General features: G+C 55.1%; 14 protein-coding genes and 1 tRNA gene. 11 read left to right on the top strand and 4 right to left on the bottom strand.

The window, feature by feature from the left end; genetic code table 11:
• The first annotated feature begins 108 nt into the window (after positions 1–108).
• Both GOV91_RS07605 and GOV91_RS07600 read left to right on the top strand, forming a co-directional pair.
• Positions 109–1,524: an FAD-binding oxidoreductase gene (locus GOV91_RS07605; protein ID WP_171235033.1), complete on the top strand. Its 1,416-nt coding sequence runs from the start codon at positions 109–111 to the stop codon at positions 1,522–1,524.
• A gap of 447 nt (positions 1,525–1,971) precedes the next feature.
• Positions 1,972–3,408, top strand: coding sequence for an arylsulfatase (locus GOV91_RS07600; RefSeq protein ID WP_171235032.1), 1,437 nt, complete (start codon positions 1,972–1,974; stop codon positions 3,406–3,408).
• 236 nt (positions 3,409–3,644) lie between these two features.
• Here GOV91_RS07600 and GOV91_RS07595 read toward each other — a convergent pair whose 3' ends face one another.
• Positions 3,645–4,214 carry a TetR/AcrR family transcriptional regulator gene (locus tag GOV91_RS07595; protein WP_171235031.1) on the bottom strand — a complete coding sequence of 190 codons (570 nt, stop codon included), beginning with the start codon at positions 4,212–4,214 and terminating at the stop codon, positions 3,645–3,647.
• Positions 4,215–4,337: 123 nt separating this feature from the next.
• Here GOV91_RS07595 and gntH point away from each other — a divergent pair, with 123 nt between their 5' ends.
• The 3 genes from gntH (at position 4,338) to GOV91_RS07580 (ending at position 8,853) form a co-directional block, all read left to right on the top strand.
• A complete protein-coding gene (gene gntH, locus GOV91_RS07590) occupies positions 4,338–5,531 on the top strand; it encodes a guanitoxin biosynthesis MBL fold metallo-hydrolase GntH (RefSeq protein ID WP_171235030.1) in 1,194 nt (397 codons plus the stop codon).
• A 327-nt stretch (positions 5,532–5,858) separates the two neighbouring features.
• Positions 5,859–7,577, top strand: coding sequence for a hypothetical protein (locus GOV91_RS07585; RefSeq protein ID WP_171235029.1), 1,719 nt, complete (start codon positions 5,859–5,861; stop codon positions 7,575–7,577).
• Positions 7,578–7,623: 46 nt separating this feature from the next.
• Positions 7,624–8,853, top strand: coding sequence for a HupE/UreJ family protein (locus GOV91_RS07580; protein WP_171235028.1), 1,230 nt, complete (start codon positions 7,624–7,626; stop codon positions 8,851–8,853).
• Between the two features lie 104 nt (positions 8,854–8,957).
• On the opposite strand, the gene GOV91_RS07575 is transcribed toward GOV91_RS07580, so the two are convergent.
• Both GOV91_RS07575 and GOV91_RS07570 read right to left on the bottom strand, forming a co-directional pair.
• Positions 8,958–9,047, bottom strand: a tRNA-Ser gene (locus tag GOV91_RS07575).
• Between the two features lie 264 nt (positions 9,048–9,311).
• Positions 9,312–10,199, bottom strand: coding sequence for a MurR/RpiR family transcriptional regulator (locus GOV91_RS07570; RefSeq protein ID WP_171235027.1), 888 nt, complete (start codon positions 10,197–10,199; stop codon positions 9,312–9,314).
• 292 nt (positions 10,200–10,491) lie between these two features.
• Here GOV91_RS07570 and GOV91_RS07565 point away from each other — a divergent pair, with 292 nt between their 5' ends.
• Genes GOV91_RS07565 through GOV91_RS07545 form a run of 5 tightly spaced genes read left to right on the top strand, consistent with a single transcriptional unit; the run spans position 10,492 to position 15,661 of the window.
• On the top strand, positions 10,492–11,574 hold the full coding sequence (locus GOV91_RS07565) for an alcohol dehydrogenase family protein (protein ID WP_254440609.1): 1,083 nt from the start codon (positions 10,492–10,494) through the stop codon (positions 11,572–11,574).
• Complete coding sequence (locus GOV91_RS07560) at positions 11,571–12,149, top strand: dimethylsulfonioproprionate lyase family protein (RefSeq protein WP_171178950.1); 579 nt, start codon at positions 11,571–11,573, stop codon at positions 12,147–12,149. Before GOV91_RS07565 ends, GOV91_RS07560 begins: the two co-directional genes overlap by 4 nt.
• Complete coding sequence (locus GOV91_RS07555; protein WP_171235026.1) at positions 12,146–13,252, top strand: mandelate racemase/muconate lactonizing enzyme family protein; 1,107 nt, start codon at positions 12,146–12,148, stop codon at positions 13,250–13,252. Before GOV91_RS07560 ends, GOV91_RS07555 begins: the two co-directional genes overlap by 4 nt.
• The gene (locus GOV91_RS07550; protein ID WP_171235025.1) at positions 13,249–14,355 is read left to right on the top strand and encodes a mandelate racemase/muconate lactonizing enzyme family protein; all 1,107 of its coding nucleotides are present in this window, start codon (positions 13,249–13,251) and stop codon (positions 14,353–14,355) included. The genes GOV91_RS07555 and GOV91_RS07550 overlap by 4 nt, the downstream gene beginning before the upstream one ends.
• Before the next feature lie 34 nt (positions 14,356–14,389).
• Positions 14,390–15,661 carry an aspartate aminotransferase family protein gene (locus GOV91_RS07545; protein WP_171235024.1) on the top strand — a complete coding sequence of 424 codons (1,272 nt, stop codon included), beginning with the start codon at positions 14,390–14,392 and terminating at the stop codon, positions 15,659–15,661.
• 213 nt (positions 15,662–15,874) lie between these two features.
• On the opposite strand, the gene hemC is transcribed toward GOV91_RS07545, so the two are convergent.
• A complete protein-coding gene (gene hemC, locus GOV91_RS07540) occupies positions 15,875–16,840 on the bottom strand; it encodes a hydroxymethylbilane synthase (protein ID WP_171235023.1) in 966 nt (321 codons plus the stop codon).
• Positions 16,841–16,946: 106 nt separating this feature from the next.
• Here hemC and hemE point away from each other — a divergent pair, with 106 nt between their 5' ends.
• Complete coding sequence (hemE, locus tag GOV91_RS07535; protein WP_171235022.1) at positions 16,947–17,981, top strand: uroporphyrinogen decarboxylase; 1,035 nt, start codon at positions 16,947–16,949, stop codon at positions 17,979–17,981.
• Position 17,982: the final 1 nt, after the last annotated feature.

Genomic DNA, 17,982 nt, shown 5'->3' with positions numbered 1-17,982 from the left:
CATTTTTTTCCCAATTTAGTGAAACGCCTTCGCGGGACCACGCGACGGAAAAAAATCGACTGAGGCAGCGCTGCAAGAAGCCCGACCTGACAATAGGGAGGCTTACGCATGTTTGATCTGAAAACACTCGACGGTGGTACGGCAACAGTGGAGCAAGACGCGTTGGGCGCTCTTGATGCATCGCTTCGTGGCGGGGCCTATCAGAAGGGCTCCCCTGAATATGAGGATGCAAGAACAACGTGGAACAGCATGTTCGAACGTTACCCAGGCTTCGTAATCCGCGCGCTGGGGGCCAGTGACGTGCAGAAGGCCGTGAACTTTGTTCGGGACGCCGGCCTCGTTATGTCTGTTCGCTCTGGTGGACATCAGATTGCCGGTCACGCTGTTGCAGATGAAACTGTAATGCTCGATCTGTCCCAGATGCGGTCCGTGCACGTCGACCCCGTCACCAAGACTGCTCGGGTTGCGCCTGGAGCGCTGCTAGGAGATGTGGATCGCGAAACTCAGGCACACGGGCTGGCTGTTCCTGTCGGCATCAACTCGACCACGGGTATTGCGGGTCTTACCCTTGGCGGCGGCTTTGGATGGACCACTCGGAAATTTGGCATGACGATCGACAACTTGCTCTCAGCGGAGGTCGTGACTGCGGACGGTGCCATTGTAACCGCCTCGCCCGCAAGCCACCCTGAACTTTTCTGGGCCATCCGTGGTGGGGGTGGGAATTTCGGTGTTGTGACCTCATTCGAGTTCCAACTGCATGAACTCGGACCCGATGTTTTGTCTGGCCTCATTGTTCATCCGATAGAGAAAGCGCCAGAGCTTCTGGCCGAATTCGCCACCATTGCAGACAATTCCCCGGATGAGTTGACCGTTTGGAGCGTGATGCGAAAAGCGCCTCCTCTGCCTTTCCTGCCGGCTGAGTGGCATGGGCGCGAGGTGCTGATCTTTGCAGCCTGCTACAGCGGACCGATGGACGAAGGTGAAAAAGCCATGACGGCATTGCGCGCGCTTGGTGAACCTATTGTCGATGTGATCTCGCCCCATAAGTTCGTAGATTGGCAGGCCGCCTTCGACCCGTTGTTGACACCAGGTGCCAGGAATTACTGGAAAAGCCACGATTTCGACGCACTTTCTTCGGACGCAATCTCAGGACTTCTGAAAGCGATTTCCAGTCTTCCAGACCCGGCGTGTGAAGTCTTTATTGCCCATGTGGGTGGCGCAATGGCACGTGTTCAGGCCGGTTCGACCGCCTATCCCCAAAGATCCGCCCATTTCATCATGAATGTTCACACGCGTTGGGAAGACCCCGGCAAGGATGCCGAATGTATTGATTGGGCGCGAAAACTTTACGACCAGATGCAACCGCACGCGAGCGGAAGTGCATATGTCAACTTCATGCCCGAAGACGAAGAGGACCACATGGCCGGAGCATATGGTGACAACGGTGAGAAGCTTTCCAAGATCAAGGGCAACTATGACCCCGACAACTTGTTCAGGGTGAACCACAATATCTTGCCTACGTGATGGAATTCAGAACTACTTAAACTGATCCAGATTGATGTTGGGCATCTTGCCTTACTGCCTGCGGCTTTTCTTGTTGCTTAATTGTCAATCCAAGTGGGTTCTCCAGCCGGTGATCGCACCGGTGGTGATGCACATGCATCGTCGCAGTTTCAGTAAGCAAAGCTAAGAAACTCAACATGTGGATGTGTCAGACTTGGCACGGAGCGGTCGGTCAGTCCGATTTGTGTGAACGACTACTGTGGGGCAAGAATGTCGACACATTGGGTCAAGGTGTTGAACAGCCGGGAGCATCGCAAATCTGGCGATGGCTGCTATCGGGAGCAGAACCAAATTTGGTCAGCTTCATCGCCGCAAGGCCGTTGCGAGCCCACAAGGGGCGCCAGTCTTGACCCTTGGTCCATTTTTTCGCCAATGTCGACGAAGTTGTATTTTTGGGGGAGCTTCTGCATGACTCTGTTTTATCCAATAATCCTGCTGTTGCTGTCTTTTCTGGTCGGCACTACCGCCTCAGCTCAGGACAAGCCGAATATCGTTTTCATATTTCTTGATAACTTCGGTTGGGGTGAACCGGGATTTAACGGTGGCGGCATAATCCGTGGAACGGCCACTCCTGAAATGGACGCGCTGGCCGCTGAGGGATTGAGGCTTACAAACTTCAATGTTGAAAGTCAGTGCACTCCCTCTCGCGCAGCAACCATGACGGGGCGCTATGGCATCAGAAGCGGTAACCATACAGTCCCTCTGGGCGGCGGTGTCTACGGTCTGACTCAATGGGAGATCACTATGGCCGAGATGCTCAAGGACGCAGGATATAACACGGCCATGTATGGAAAATGGCACCTCGGCTGGACTGAAGGGCGCTATCCCACGAACCAGGGTTTCGATGTGTTTTACGGTGTTGAGACTACTGATGTAACCGTTTGGCGCTCGCTCCCGGGCTTTGCCGACGCAAACATGGAAGAACCTGTTGTCATGCAGGGTGTTGCGGGCAAACCTGCGACTGTGGCGCGGGACTACGACCTGGACTATCGCGGCGAGATAGACGGTGACCTGACAAAGAAGGCTATCCGTTTCATCGAAGACAAGAGCAAGGAAGAGGCGCCGTTTTTCGTTTATCTTGCCTACACTCAAACACACTATCCAAATATCGTGTCCAAAGAGTTTGACGGAGCCACTGGGAAAGGCGTTTGGGCGGACATATTGCGGCAGACAGACACCTACATCGGTCGGATAGTCGATGCGCTTGAAAGTGCGGGCATTTCGGACAACACGGTGGTGATCTTTACTGCTGACAACGGCCCTGAAGCTCTGCCGGTTGGAAACGCCAACGTGTCACCGGTCCCGGCGGTGCATGGTACGGCCGGGCCATGGCGGGGCACTCTCTTCACCAGCCTTGAAGGCAGCATGCGCGTGCCATTCGCGATTAAGTGGCCGGGAAAGATTCCCGCAGGTTCAGAAAGCAACGATATCGTCCACTCGATGGACCTCTACCCAACACTTGCAGCGTTTGCAGGTGGCAAGGTGCCTGAAGACAGAGCCTTTGATGGCATCGATCAATCCGGGTTCTTTCTGGGTGCCCAGCCAAACTCGAACCGAGAAGGCGTGATCGTTTACATGGGGGAACAGATTTTTGGCGTCAAATGGAAGGATTGGAAGGTTCTTTTCAAAGAGAATACGACGGCCTTCGGAGCGACAGAGTCCTTCGACACGCCAAGGGTCTACAATCTTTTGAACGATCCACATGAGCGTGAAAGCGTACTTTTTCCGCACACATGGGCGGCCGAAAAGGCGCTGCCTCAATTGCAGGAACACATCGCTACGTTCGAAAAATACCCACCAATCCCTCCAGGGGCGCCAGACCCTTATAAACCGCATGAAAACTGAACGGCAGATTTGCTCGGTGGGTTCAATTGATCCACGCAACACCTCAACTTGTGACCAAGAATGGAGTATTTGGATGGGTTATAGCACTCGCAGCGCTCGTCATTTATAGGCTATGAGTCTCGAACCTAAATCAGACCATCAACAGCCCCAAAAACAACATGGCGACGGACACTAACTGCACTGATTGCCAGACTTGAAATTGGCCAGTATTGCGCCGTTCTGGAAATTTTGATCGTCTATTTCCCGATCAGGATAGCGTGTTCCCGTTCTATTACCTCTTCCCAATTGCCTTGTTCTTTCAGGCCAGTCGAAGAGTCACCCATTAACGATGTAACCATAAGCCGTCCGCGTGATTTCGCGTCTTCAACTGAAAACCCGGCTTGTTCAAACATCCACGCGGCGAATCGGAAGCGTTTGCCGATGGTTCTTTGATACGTTGCTTTCACTTTTTGATCAGTGTTCGCCCAGACTGAAACGGCGTGATCAGGCACGGCTGCATTTTCTGCAATGACCTTCTTCATGAGTAGGAGAATGCGGTCTTCAGGTGAGCCTTCAAACGCTTTTGCTATTTCGATCACATTGTCCGTCAACTCTTGCTCCCAATATCTGAGCACTTCGTCCAAAAGTTCCCGGACATTTTTGAAATGCCAGTAGAAGCTGCCGCTGGTCAGGTTCAGTCGCTTTGCCATTGGCACGATCTTTATCGCGGAAACGCCGCCCTCGTTGAGGACTTTGTATGCCAGCAAAATCCAATCCTCTTTGGTTGCAGCGTTTCGAGGTGACGCTCGGGTGACAGTTTCGGACATTCAGATTTTAGCATTCTTTGTTTGACATAGAGCAGTCTATGGGAGTACCGTAGATAAGTCTATGGTGAACCAGGAGTTCACGATATCGTGTTCTCCGAAGCGCCTAGCAAAGTAGGGGGATCAATGAATAGCATCACAAAATCCGCAACCTATACGTTTCTCGCGTTAAGTCTCACTTTGGCTGGCTCCGCCTTGGCGCAAAACGCATTGCCGACCGGTCGAAGCGCCTCTGAAATCGAAAACGGTGTCTATCCCGCATCGTACTTCCCAAACACCGAAATCCTTGCTGAGGATGAGATGCGTATCACGGCATTGGGGACCGGGATGCCAAACCAAACCAAGGCGGCCGTTTCGATTTCGTTTTATGTCGAACTTGGGAACGGCGAAGTTTTTCTGTTTGATGTTGGAACTGGTGCCACCGGAAACTTATTTTCGCTGCGACCGGATTTTGCCAAGATCGACAAGGTTTTCTTCAGCCATTTGCATGTCGACCATGTTGGAGACTTCATGGGTCTGCATGTGGGGGGGTGGCTGTCGGGAAGATACACTCCGCTCCGCATCTTCGGCCCGTCTGGATCAGAAGATGAACTGGGCACCAAAGCCTATGTTGAGGGCATGTCAAAAGCCTATGCTTGGGATCTGGCCACACGTACGGGAGCGCTGCCGGATGATGGCGCCAAGCTTGAAGTCACTGAATTCGATTACATGCAGGAAAACGAGATCGTTTATCAGGAGAACGACGTCACGATCCGGTCCTGGCCTGCGATCCACAGCTTAGATGGCTCGGTGAGTTATTCTTTGGAATGGAATGGACTGAAATACGTCTTCGGCGGAGATACTTACCCGAACAAATGGTATGTCGAATATGCCAAAGGAGCGGACATCGCTTCTCATGAGGCGTTTCTTCCACCTGATGCACTGGCCCCGTACTTTGGCTGGGATATGAAACAGGCGACCTATGTTGCCACCCGCGTTCATACCGAACCCGCGGCCTTTGGCAAAGTGATGTCCGCGGTCGAACCGCGTATGGCGCTGGGCTATCACTCTGTTCTTTCGCCCGAAAACTACCAGGCGATTTTGGAAGGCGTCCGTTCGACGTACGATGGACCACTCACGCTTGCACGGGATCTTCAGGTGATCAACGTGACCAAAGACCAGATCGTTGTTCGGGAAGCGAGTGTTGACGACTATGTGCTACCACCATCTGTGAGCGACGAGTACATCAATGCCCCGCGTTCAAAAGAAAAAGAACCGTCAGACAAAGTCAAAGCGGGCAAATGGGAGGGTTACACGCCACCGCCAATGCCGGATCAATAACTAGGTAGGCGAAGCGGTCTTGCCCGGCTGTATGTGAAACTGGGAAATCTTATAAAGCCACGGGTTGCGTCCGGTTCAAGTTGCGCGGGTGCTATTGTCGCCAAGGCTTGTGAAACCAGCCCAGAGACTGCGGAGCCTATGTCCATTTTCAGTCATTGCGGTATGTCGTCGGCCCAAATCGGTTTGCTCGGAAGGGCACTACGGTAGGATCGCGCGTAGAACTTTGGGCATTGTTGAATTTCGAGGGTGAATAACATTCAAGTTTGGCGGTATCTGAATCGACAACTGCTGGTGCTCGGTTTTTTTGCCGCTAGCACGCAGACTGTTTTGGCAGATGTAGTTCTATTCAACGGGTCCGAGGTCGCACCCAACATCGCCATCTTTCATGTCACAGAGGATGGCGTTTATTTGGATCTTGAAATCTACGTCGACGATGTCTCGCTTTTTGCAGGTTTGTTACCCCAGCGATGGGTGCCAGATCATGGGGGAAATGGGCGTCGTCTGAAGCAAAGTCCTGAACACGATGAAAGCCTGGGTCTGTCAGTTATTATAGGTGATGGGCCGGCGCTTTCGCCTGAGATCAGAAAAGTGGAATACAGAAAGCGTATAGACCGTGCGTCGCCGCTTGCGGGTCAGCGTGATCCGTTCTCTGGCCAAATTGTTCCCAGTCCGCCAACCGATCCACGCGTCTTGTTCGTCAACGTGTTCTACCCGTTTCTGTCCCCAAACCCCAAAACGCTGACTATTCTGCCACCGTCGCGGGAAGGTGAACCGCTTGCGACCATCGGTATGCAGGTCTTTGATCGGGACGTTCCGGTCACGGATTTCAAGTTCCTTTCAAAACCGGCAGAATTGAAAATTCACTGGGCTGATCCTTGGTATTCCCGGTTCTCCGCTAAAAACCTGAATCGAAAAAACCAGGATGGGACATCGACCTTTCTATATATTGAGCCGCGGGAAGTTCGGCATGAAACCCTGATCCGATTGCACGAATTGGCACCTTGGATTGATGAAACAGTCGGGGTGGGCGATAAGCTTTCGCCACAACACGGCGCAAAGATTACAAAAAAGGCCGCAAAACTTTTGTCGTCGCGTAATGCGGTGTCCATCGATGGAAAACCCGCTCAGCCGGCAATAGCAACGGCAGAACTTTTGACGCTAACGTCAAAGGGTTTTCAGGTTGTCGAACCCGGAAAGGAAGTGTCCTCGAACAATGCATTTGTTGGAGCGATCCTATCTTTTCCTTTGGCGGACCTTCCTGAACACGTGACGGTCACATGGGACATGTTTGATGAAAAGATTTCCCGTGTTGCAACGATTTCCAACGACGTTGCCGGACCATTTTTCGGGGCGGTGACCCCTGTGGACCCGAAATTCCACTGGCAAAACCACCTACTGAAATATGAAAGAAAATCGGTCTCGCAAATACCCGTGGTACGGCCAGAAGGGTCAAGGCCCGGGTTAGCTTGGGCTACAGGGATCATTAGCGCCGTATCGCTGCTTTTGGTGCTGGCAGGCACAGGAAAAGTCCTAAAACGCGTCAGTCTTGCGGTCTTGATTTTCGCTGTCCCGGCGACCGTCTATTTCTCTGGATCTTTTACGGAATTGGCCTGGCGGAACGCGTCGCCTCCCGATCCGCAGACTGCGGCAGGCATTTTGCGTTCGATGATCGAGAATTTGAACACAGTGAATTTGGAAACGACGCCGACCGCGAGAAAGGCAGAACTGACGCCAATTGTAACTGCGGCGTCTTTGGACGACATCGCAGCAGAGATTGAACGGGGCCTCACGATCCGCACGCCGGGGGGCAGCCTCGCCGCAGCAACTGACATTGGCAGTCCAGAATTGGAGCGTCTCGATCCGACCTCTGAACCGGGCGGCTTTCAGACGTTGGTTAAATGGTCGGTACAGGCAGAAGGGGGCCATTGGGGGCACGCCCACATACGTGCTGTAACGTTTCGAGCGCTGATCGAGATCGTGCCGGAAGCCGGTCAATGGAAACTGAATGGACTAACTGTAATCGAGGCTCGCGATCCAAATGCGTAAGTGTCTAAGACAAAAATACTGTGCTTTAGGCATCTTGGTTGTCACCTTGCTTTTGTCTCTGGCTCTATCTGCCTCGGCGCATTTTCTACTGAACCTCAACGTTCGAATTTCGCATGTCGAGCATACCGAGGACGGCTTGCGAATCTACATGCGTACGCCCATGCCCTATTTGGTTGCGGACAAGCTTGGCAACTCCGACGGCGATGCCCTGCCGGAAGCTGCACCATTTACGACAAATGCCATGCGTGATGGTCAATTGGTCCACTTTGTCGACTTGCAGGCTTTTATGAACGATCCCAAAGGATTGGGGCAATTGGCCGAGGACGGCTTGCATCTGTCGATCGATCATCAGCGTCTCAGGGGAATGGTTGAGGCAATTCGCTTGCATCGGGTAGGAAATGAGCCCGGATTTGCGACTTTGGACGAAGCTCAAAGAGCCGTTGAATTTGAAACAGACCTTGCGCCACCGCTCTACGTCGGTGACACGATTGTCGATCTTGTCCTGAACTACAAGAGTGATCGCCCAGTCCAATCATACAGCATTGCCAATATGCTGGACCCCGGCCTGCCGGGTCAGGATCAAACGGCCAATCTAATTCTCGACTACGCATCTGAAACACCACAGATTTTGCGCTCTCGGGGCCTGATGATCGAGCCTTTGGAGATCAAGCAAGCAGGGTACGGAGGTTTTCTGAGTTTTGTCTGGGAAGGTATCCGTCATATCCTGGAAGGGTTGGATCATGTTCTGTTTGTTGTGTGTCTGGTCATCGGCGCTCAGACACTCAGAGCATTATTGTTGCGCGCAACCGGCTTTACTTTCGGGCATAGCATCACGTTGTCTCTTGGCTTTTTTGGGTTTGTACCATCAGGCGCGTGGTTTGTTCCCGCCGTCGAAACCGGAATCGCGATTTCAATCGTTATTGCGGCCGCCGCTGCGTTCATGAGCAACGCGAGCAAGGCGCAGTCTGAGGCCAAAATGGTCCTGCTGACCTCGCTTATTGGTCTGTTGCACGGGCTGGGTTTCAGCTTTGTACTGCACAAGATCTTGCAAGTTACATCACCAGATATCTGGCAGAGCCTGCTTGCTTTCAATCTTGGCGTTGAGATTGGCCAGGTCGTCATCATTCTAGCGCTATGGCCCGCGCTAGTGATTTGCCACCGCACGAATGCCAGTTTGTGGATGTCCACACGTGTGGGCTTGGCAGTGGGATGCGCAGCCATCGCCTGCTATTGGACCGTCCAGCGAATTGCCGAGGTATATTCTGCGATAACCTGAATTCTATGCGATGATCCGTGCAGTGCTGATTGGCTGACGCAAAAAAGCGAGCGTTTAGCTGCGCCCCTGCACAGACCGAAATGGCGGGATACATTTGTGGTGGATGGCGGAGACGAAGGGATTCGAACCCTCGAGACGGTTTCCCGCCTACTCCCTTAGCAGGGGAGCGCCTTCGACCACTCGGCCACGTCTCCGCCGACGGGTATATCCTTGCAAACGCTGGAAATACAAGGCCATTTGTCGACGGTTTGACAGTTTTCTTCAAATTCCCGGAAATCCTTGAAATAGAACAGGTTCAAGGCAGTACGCGTTGAAATTGGACACGTATCACTCCCAGAATTTCAACATCTGAGAAGCACAGGCATGTCAGGATTCGCGTTTAAGGCACCGGAAGTGAGGTTTGGGCCACGCGAAACCTGCGGGTCAAAGGTTTTGCCGAAAACGCCAGTTAGAGGGGATCAATCCGGTTCAAAGGCGTAAAGGCCAAGTTGATGCCGCCGGCGATGGAAACGTTCGACCCGTTCAACAATCTCGTCGCTGGAAACGGCGATCACAAATGACAGCAGAGTTTCAAGCAATGCTATGGTCGAAACGGAGGAAGGGAAGAATTGGGGCGTGTCTGCGGACACAACAAAACCGTGATGCGCGTTCAGTATCACAGGGCTTGCCGGGCTGTCCGAGATCCCCACAACGGTCAGTCCCTGTTGCCGCGCCAGTTTGATCGCCTCAATCACTTCCGTGCGGTAAGGATGGCAGGTGATGGCGATCAATACGTCCTGTTCATCAGCCCAAGCCAAATCGTCAACCGGTGTTGATCCCGGGCGTGGAATAGCGTGGAATTGCTTCATCCCTGTGGACGCCAGGTAGGTGAAATTGCGTGCGTTCGAATTGTTGACGCCCACCCCCAAAGTGAAAATCTGCCGGCAGTTCCAAATGTCTTCTGCCGCTTTCTTCAGGCGGTCGGCATCAATTCCGGCAAAGGTTTCTTCAATGTTGCGGATCGCTGCGCCAACCATGTCAGCATAAAGCGTGCCCAGTTCCCCAGATTTGCCGATGTCCTGCAACCAGCGGGCACGGTCAGGAAAAGAGGCTTGCCCCTTGCGAATAGCGTCGCGAAAGGGTTCCCGGAAATCGTCATACCCGTCAAAGCCGACCTGCCGCGCCATCCGCACAAATGTGTTGGGTTTAACTTTGGCGGCCTCTGCTATTTCACGGACGGTCGAAACCCCCACATCTGTTGGGTTTTCCAACACATAACGCGCGGCTTTTTGCGCCTCTGGCGTTAGGGCGTTCCATTCTTCAGTCAGTCGCTTCAGAACGGTTTGTGATATGTTTGTGTCATTCATGATTGACGATGGTACAAATGTGAAATTAGCGTGTCGAGCAGAAACGCGACTCGGAATGAGGAACGACCATGCCCGCGCACAAAACGCCACCTCCAGTGTCTGCGATGGCTGCAGCTTGTCGGTGCTTTGATCAGAACATGACGTGGGTTGAAGGCGGATACAATGGTGCTTGCGCGTTGCTCCTAGGGGAGGGCCAAGCGCGTTGTGAGGCGCGCGTTGACCGGACATTTCTGAAAGCGGGCAAGACACTGACAGTGTTGTCCTGTCCTAACGCATTGGTGGAGAACGCTAAATGAGCTTGCCTGAAACAATGAAGGCTATGGTTACGATGGGCCATGGCGGGCTGGAACAGATGGTCCTGCACGAAAATTGGCCGCGTCCTGAACCGGCGACTGGAGAAGTGTTGATCAAGGTTGGGGCCTGCGGCTTGAACAACACCGACGTTAACACGCGATCTGGCTGGTACTCCAAGACTGTGACCGATGCCACAACCGGCGGCGCGTTTGAAGAGGTTGGCGAAGAAGACCCTACTTGGGGTGGCAACCCAATAACTTTCCCACGAATTCAGGGGGCTGACATTTGCGGGCGTATTGTCGCTGTTGGCGAAGGGGTCGACCCCCGGCGCGTGGGTGAGCGTGTGATTACCGACGGTTGGCTGCGTGATTCCGCTGATCCCGGCAACATGGACAAGGCCGGTTATTTTGGTTCGGAACGCGATGGTGGGTTCGCTGAATACGCGACGACCCTTGCGGTCAATGCTGTGCCGATTTCCTCGGATCTGTCGGATGCAGAGCTGGCAACGTTCTCTTGTTCCTACTCTACCGCCGAAGGAATGTTGACCCGAGCCAATGTGAACGACAAAGACACCGTGCTGGTGCCCGGAGCATCGGGCGGTGTGGGCGGCGCGTTGGTGCAATTGGCCAAGCGGCGCGGTGCGCGGGTCATCGCGATGGCATCTGAAGCGAAGCATCCCGCTGTGGCGGCGCTTGGTCCCGATAAGGTTCTACCTCGGGCGCCTGAAAACCTGCGCACGGCGTTGGGTGACGAAAAGATCACCGTGGTCGCCGATGTGGTCGGTGGTCCCTATTGGGCGCACTTTATCGATATTTTAGAACGCGGCGGACGTTACACCTGCTCAGGTGCAATCGCCGGACCCATGGTCGAGTTTGACCTGCGCACCTTTTATCTGCGCGACCTGACTTTTACGGGTTCGACCGTGATTGACCCGCAGGTGATGACGAACCTTGTGAGTTACATTGAGGCCGGTGAAATCAAACCGGCTTTGGCAGCGACATATCCGTTGGAGGAGTTGCGTGAGGCACAAGCTGCCTTCATCGCCAAAGAGCACACCGGAAACATAGTGGTGATTCCATGACACTGGACAGCGTTTTGGAGGCCGCGCGGCATGTGCATCAGGCACATCCTGACCTGTCGGCCTTTGGCGCATGGCCTTCTGATCTGTCTGTTGCGATGTCAGAGCCAAGTCATGTTCCTGCGGCAGATCTGGTGCGGGACTGCGACTTTCGGGGGAGCGATCTGACTCAGCCGTTGATCGACGCAGTCAAGGCAACCACTCATCTGGCCCATTGGAAACAGACATACACAGAGGAAGAGGTCGGCGCGGATTTTCTCAGCCGGTATGGCTATTACGAGCTGTTTGGCCCAACCGGCCATTTTCATTCAACTCAGCTGCGTGGCTATATCGGGTATTGGGGGGCTGGGCTGATCTATGACTGGCACAGCCATCAAGCCGAAGAAATCTATCTGACGCTGGCTGGTGGCGCGGTGTTCAAGGTTGAGAGTGATGCGGCTTTTGTTGGTCCCAACCAGACACGTCTGCATTCCAGTTGGCAAAGCCATGCCATGGTCACAACGGATCAACCGATCCTGACCTTTGTGCTGTGGCGCGGTGAGGGCATGGGAGATCTACCCAGAATGGATGCGCAATGAAGATCACACGAATTCGGGTTTATCAGACAGGGCTGCCCTATGTCGGTGGTGCTTATGTCTGGGGCGCCGGAAACGCTATCAAAACGGCCATCGCCTCGGTCGTGGTTATGGATACTGACGCGGGTATTCAGGGCTGTGGTGAGTTCACGCCGTGTGGCGAAAACTATATGGTCGCTCATTCCGAGGGCGTAACAGCCCTGGCGCGGCTTGTTGCGCCGAAACTGTTGGGTGAAGACCCGCGTCAGGTCGGACGGATCGAACAGTTGATGGATCAACTGGTTCAGGGCCATGGGTATGCCAAGTCTCCTTTCGATTCAGCCTGCTGGGACATTTTGGGTAAGGTGTGTGATCAGCCGCTTTGGATGTTGCTGGGCGGCAAGCTGACCGACGGTGCGCCGATGTACCGGGTGGCCCCGCAGAAAGCGGTGGATGAAACGGTAGCCGAGATGAATGTCTATCGCGATCAGGGCTACCGCCAGTTTCAGGTCAAGGTCGGGGGTGACTGGGCCACGGACATCGATCGGATACGGACGACTGTTCCGCTGTTGGAGCCGGACGAAAAAGCGATGGCCGATGCCAATCAGGGGTGGCGTGTTGACAATGCAATTCGGGTGGCGCGCGCGACGCGCGACCTGGACTTCATCCTTGAACAACCCTGTCGTACCTACGAGGAATGCCAACAGGTGCGCCGTGTGGCCGATCAACCAATGAAACTGGATGAATGTGTAACAGGCATCCAAATGGCGCAGCGGATTGTTGCGGATCGTGGGGCCGAAATATGCTGTCTGAAGATCTCGAACCTCGGCGGCATCAGCAAAGCGCGGCGTGTGCGGGACTATCTGATAGACAACCGCATCCCCGTCGTCAGCGAAGACACGTGGGGGGGCGAAATTACGACGTCTGTAGTGGCACATTTTGCGGCCTCAACCCCGCCCGAGTATCTGCAGAACACAACTGATCTGATGAACTACAACACTCGATCAACCGGCATCGGTGGGCCGACGGCCCGAGACGGGAAACTCTACGCAACCGACACGCCGGGTTTGGGCGTGGCACCTGACTTTGAAAGCCTCGGTGCGCCGGTGGCGGAGTACGCACTATGAAGATCAAGACCATAACCGTCTACCATGTGGATCTGCCGTTGGAGCACCCCTATTGGCTGTCTGGCGGGCGGCTGAAGTTCGAAACGCTCGATGCGACGATTGTGAAGATCGAAACCGATTCCGGTCTGGTCGGCTGGGGCGAAGGCACCCCTTGGGGGCACACCTATGTTCCTGCTCACGGACCAGGCATTCGCGCCGGTATCGAAACGATGGCACCTTTCATTCTGGGCCTTGATCCGCGCAAGGTATTGGACGTGGAGCGGGCGATGGATCTGGCATTGCCCGGGCATCTTTACGCCAAAAGCCCGATCGATATGGCTTGTTGGGATATTGCAGGTCAGGCCGCAGGTCTGCCCATTGCCGATCTTATGGGCGGTGGGTCGCGCACACCGCGCCCGATTGCATCGTCGGTAGGAGCGAAGACTGTCGAAGAAACCCGCGAAGTGATGGAACGCTATCGCAGCCGGGGTTACATTGCGCATTCGGTCAAAATTGGTGGTAACGTGGAACGCGATATCGCTCGGGTCCGCGATGTGGAAAGCATCCGGCGACCGGGCGAGATTGTCCTCTATGACGTCAATCGGGGTTGGTCTCGTCAGCAAGCCCTGCGGGTGATGAGCGCTTGCGAAGATCTGAACGTGATGTTCGAACAGCCCGGCGAGACGCTGGACGATATTGCGGCAATCTCGGGGCTGCATGCCTCGCCTGTGTCCGTGGATGAAACTCTGGTGACTTTGCAGGATGCAGCCCGGATCGCGCGCGATGGTATTGCCGAAATTTTCGGGATCAAGCTGAACCGAGTTGGTGGACTGACCAAGGCGGCTCGGATGCGGGATATCGCGCTGGCCCATGGTATCGATATGTTTGTGATGGCCACCGGCGGCACGGTTCTGGCCGATACCGAGGCGCTGCATCTGGCGGCCACCATCCCGGATGACAATTGCCACGCAGTCTGGGCGTGTCAGGATATGATTACGGTCGATATTGCGGGCGGTCGTGGCCCGCGCAATATTGATGGTCACCTGCACCTGCCCGAAACCCCGGGACTGGGTGTGCATCCGGACGAAAATGCGCTTGGCACCCCGGTCGCAGTTTATCGATAAACACTGAACACATTGAAGTTGGAGATCGGGTCACATGTTGAAGATCAAAACTCAATCCGAATGGATCGCCCGCGCAAAGTCTGTGTTACCCGCAGGCGGGTTTGGCAATTTTGATCCGGGTATCATCATCGCCCGTGGCGAAGGCAGCCGTGTCTGGGACGAGGACGGGAACGAATATGTCGATTATCTAATCGGCTCAGGTCCGATGCTGCTGGGTCATGGTCACCCCGAGGTGATGGAGGCCGTTCTGGAACAGTTGCCGCAAGGCATGACCTTCTTTGCCAATAACAGAAAGGGTATCGAACTGGCCGAAGCCATCATCGAGGCCGTCCCCTGCTGTGATCAGGTGCGGTTTGTTGCGTCAGGTGGCGAAGCTGACATGTATGCCATTCGGCTGGCACGGGCCTATACGGGTCGCAACAAGATCCTCAAGTTCGAAGGTGGCTATCACGGGATGAGCGCCGAAGCGCAGATGAGTCTGGCGCCCAGTCGTCGGGTCAATTTCCCTCAGGCCGTGCCCGACAGTGCCGGAATTCCCGTGAGCGTGGCCGAACAGATGCTGATCGCGCCGTTCAATGATCTTGAGGCTGTCGCGGCCCTGTTGGATGAGCATGACGATGTGGCGGCGATCTTGGTCGAACCGTTGCAGCGGATCATTCCGCCCTTGCCCAGGTACCTGCAAGGGCTGAGGGATTTGTGCGACAAACACGATGTGCTGCTGATCTTCGATGAGATCGTCACCGGGTTCCGTCTGGCATATGGCGGGGCGCAGGAACGTTATGGCGTGACCCCGGATATCTGCACCTTGGGCAAGATCACCGGCGGCGGGTTTCCTTTGGCGGCTTTAGGCGCCAGCGCCGAGATCATGAAGCATTTCGACAAATCGAAAGTCGGTGAAGACGGCTGGCTGATGCAATTGGGCACTTTGTCAGGCAATCCGGTGGCTTCGGCTGCGGGGTTGAAAACAATGGAGATCCTGCGGCGTGACGGGGCCTATGAACACTTGCGCGGTATCGGGCGGCAGTTGCAAGACATGCAGAAAGACGTGTTGAACGAAGCCGGCATTCCGCATCGGATTTGCGGCGACGAGACTTTGTTCGACGTCTATTTTACCAAGACCGAATGCAGGGATTACCGCAGCGCCAGTCATGATGACCCTGCGCGCAACGCAACATATAACGCGGCTTTGCGGTCACATGGGATATTCAAAGCCCCGGGCAAGCTGTACCCGTCATTGGCGGTGACCGAGGCCGATCTGGATCAGACCAGAGAAGCCGTACGCCACGCCGTGGCTGCAATTTCCTGATCATTGCAAAAAAACGGGTCGCTGTTGATAACAACTGCGACCCGTCACCTCTGGAAGTCAGGGGCCAGTCTCGCCCCCTCGAATACTGATTAAATCACCGCAATCTGAAAACTTTTCGATACTTTCGAGACTGACCTGACTTCCTGGTTGGTATGTCACTTTAATGCCTGAAGAAATCGCCTTTTACAGTGACCCAGTTCACACTCGAAGAATTTATTTTGAATTTTTCCAATCAAATAAATCCGGTCCAGCTTGCGCAAGCAATTCGGCAGCCATCGCGCGGGCCATTTCCGGCCCGTCTGTGATTGCGCCCGTCATATCCCGACTGGCGGTTTCCGTTCCATCTGGTCGCAGAACTTCGCCACGCAACCTGAGGGTGCCATTGTTGATTTCGGCCAACCCCGCGATCGGTGTTTCGCATGACCCGTCCAGAGCATCCAGCAACGTACGTTCGGCCGCAAGCCGTTGGCCTGTTTCCGCGTGGTGAATCGCCTCAAGCATTTCTGCCGCACGCATGTCGTCGCTACGCCGTTCAATGCCGATGGTGCCTTGCGCAATGGCGGGCAGCATATCGTCAGGGGAAATGGCGCTTGCCGGGACATCATCCATACCCAGACGTCGAATTCCCGCCATCGCCAGGAAGGTGCAATCCGCCACGCCATCTTCCAGCTTTCTCAGTCGCGTCTGAACGTTTCCACGAAATTCGACCACCTTCAGATCAGGACGTCGGTTCAGCAATTGAGCACGGCGACGCAGCGAGGAGGTGCCAACAACGGCACCCTCGGGCAGTTCGTGGATGGAGCCCAAGCGCGGGGAGATAAACGCATCTCGCACGTCCTCGCGCGGCAGGAAAGTATCCAGCACAAGGCCGTCGGGCTGTGCGACCGGCATGTCTTTGGTCGAATGCACGGCGATGTCGATTTCAGCGCGCAGCATCGCTTCTTCGATTTCTTTGGTGAACAGACCCTTGTTGCCGATCTCTTTCAGCGGTCGATCGGCATCAATCATGGCGCGGTTGTCGCCCGTTGTTTTGATCACCACGATATCGAATGCATCTTCGGGCAGGTCGAAGGCATCACTCAGGCGTCGGCGCGTTTCATGAGCCTGCGCCAAAGCAAGCGGCGAGCCACGGGTGCCGATTCTGAGGGGCGATGCGGGTGTGGGCAAATTCACAGTCATGCCCACAGCTTTAGTCGCGTCACATTGCCCTGACAATGGGGGCTGAGCTTGACAAATTGCCGCCGAAGGACGACCCGTTGCGAAAACCGGATGACTGGGGGCGAATATGGCCGAGACAAAGAAACTGCTGCGGGCGCTGGCGGGTGAGGTGCAGGATGTGCCGCCGATCTGGATGATGCGTCAGGCGGGCCGGTATTTGCCCGAGTATCGCGCCACCCGCGCACAGGCCGGCGATTTCCTGTCCTTGTGCTATAACCCTGAGCTTGCGGCCGAAGTCACATTGCAACCGATCCGTCGTTACGGGTTTGATGCCGCGATCCTGTTTGCCGATATCCTGTTGGTGCCGCAGGCGCTGGGCGCTGATCTGTGGTTTGTGACCGGTGAAGGCCCGCGCCTGTCGACGATCACGCAGCAATCCGAGTTTGACGCGCTAAAACCGGTTGACGCGATTCATGAAACACTGTCGCCCGTTTATGAAACGGTACGAATTCTGTCGCGCGAATTGCCGTCGGAAACCACTCTGATCGGTTTTGCTGGCGCGCCCTGGACCGTTGCTACCTACATGATCGCAGGGCGCGGCACGCCAGATCAGGGCCCCGCGCACGCGTTGCGGGAAGGGAACACCGCGCTGTTTGAGGCTTTGTTGGATCGCATCACCGCCGCAACGATCGAGTACCTGTCCGCGCAAATCGAAGCCGGGGCCGAGGTGGTCAAGATCTTTGACAGTTGGGCGGGGTCCTTGAAAGGTGAGGCGTTCCAGAAATACGCGGTCGAACCGTGCCGGGTGATTACTCAGGCCATCAAGGAACGCCATCCAGGCATACCGGTCATCGGATTCCCGCGTGAGGCGGGCGACGGGTATATCGGGTTTGCCAAAACAACAGGTGTAGATTGCGTCGCGCTGGACAATTCGGTGTCGCCGGAATGGGCGGCCGAGCATGTGCAGGCTGATGGCTGTGTGCAGGGCAATCTGGCCTCGTCCCATATGGTGACGGGCGGGCAGGCGTTGGTGGACGAGACGCGGCGCATTGTTGAGGCGTTCTCGAAGGGGCCACATATCTTCAACCTGGGCCACGGGATCACGCCAGATGCGGATCCTGAGAATGTGCAGTTGATGATCGACACAGTGCGCGCACGGTAAG

This window comes from Ruegeria sp. HKCCA6837 (genome assembly GCF_013034475.1).
In the GTDB taxonomy this organism is placed as follows: domain Bacteria; phylum Pseudomonadota; class Alphaproteobacteria; order Rhodobacterales; family Rhodobacteraceae; genus Ruegeria.
Note: the sequence above shows the minus strand (reverse complement) of the source record. Positions and strands in the feature narration are given on the sequence as shown.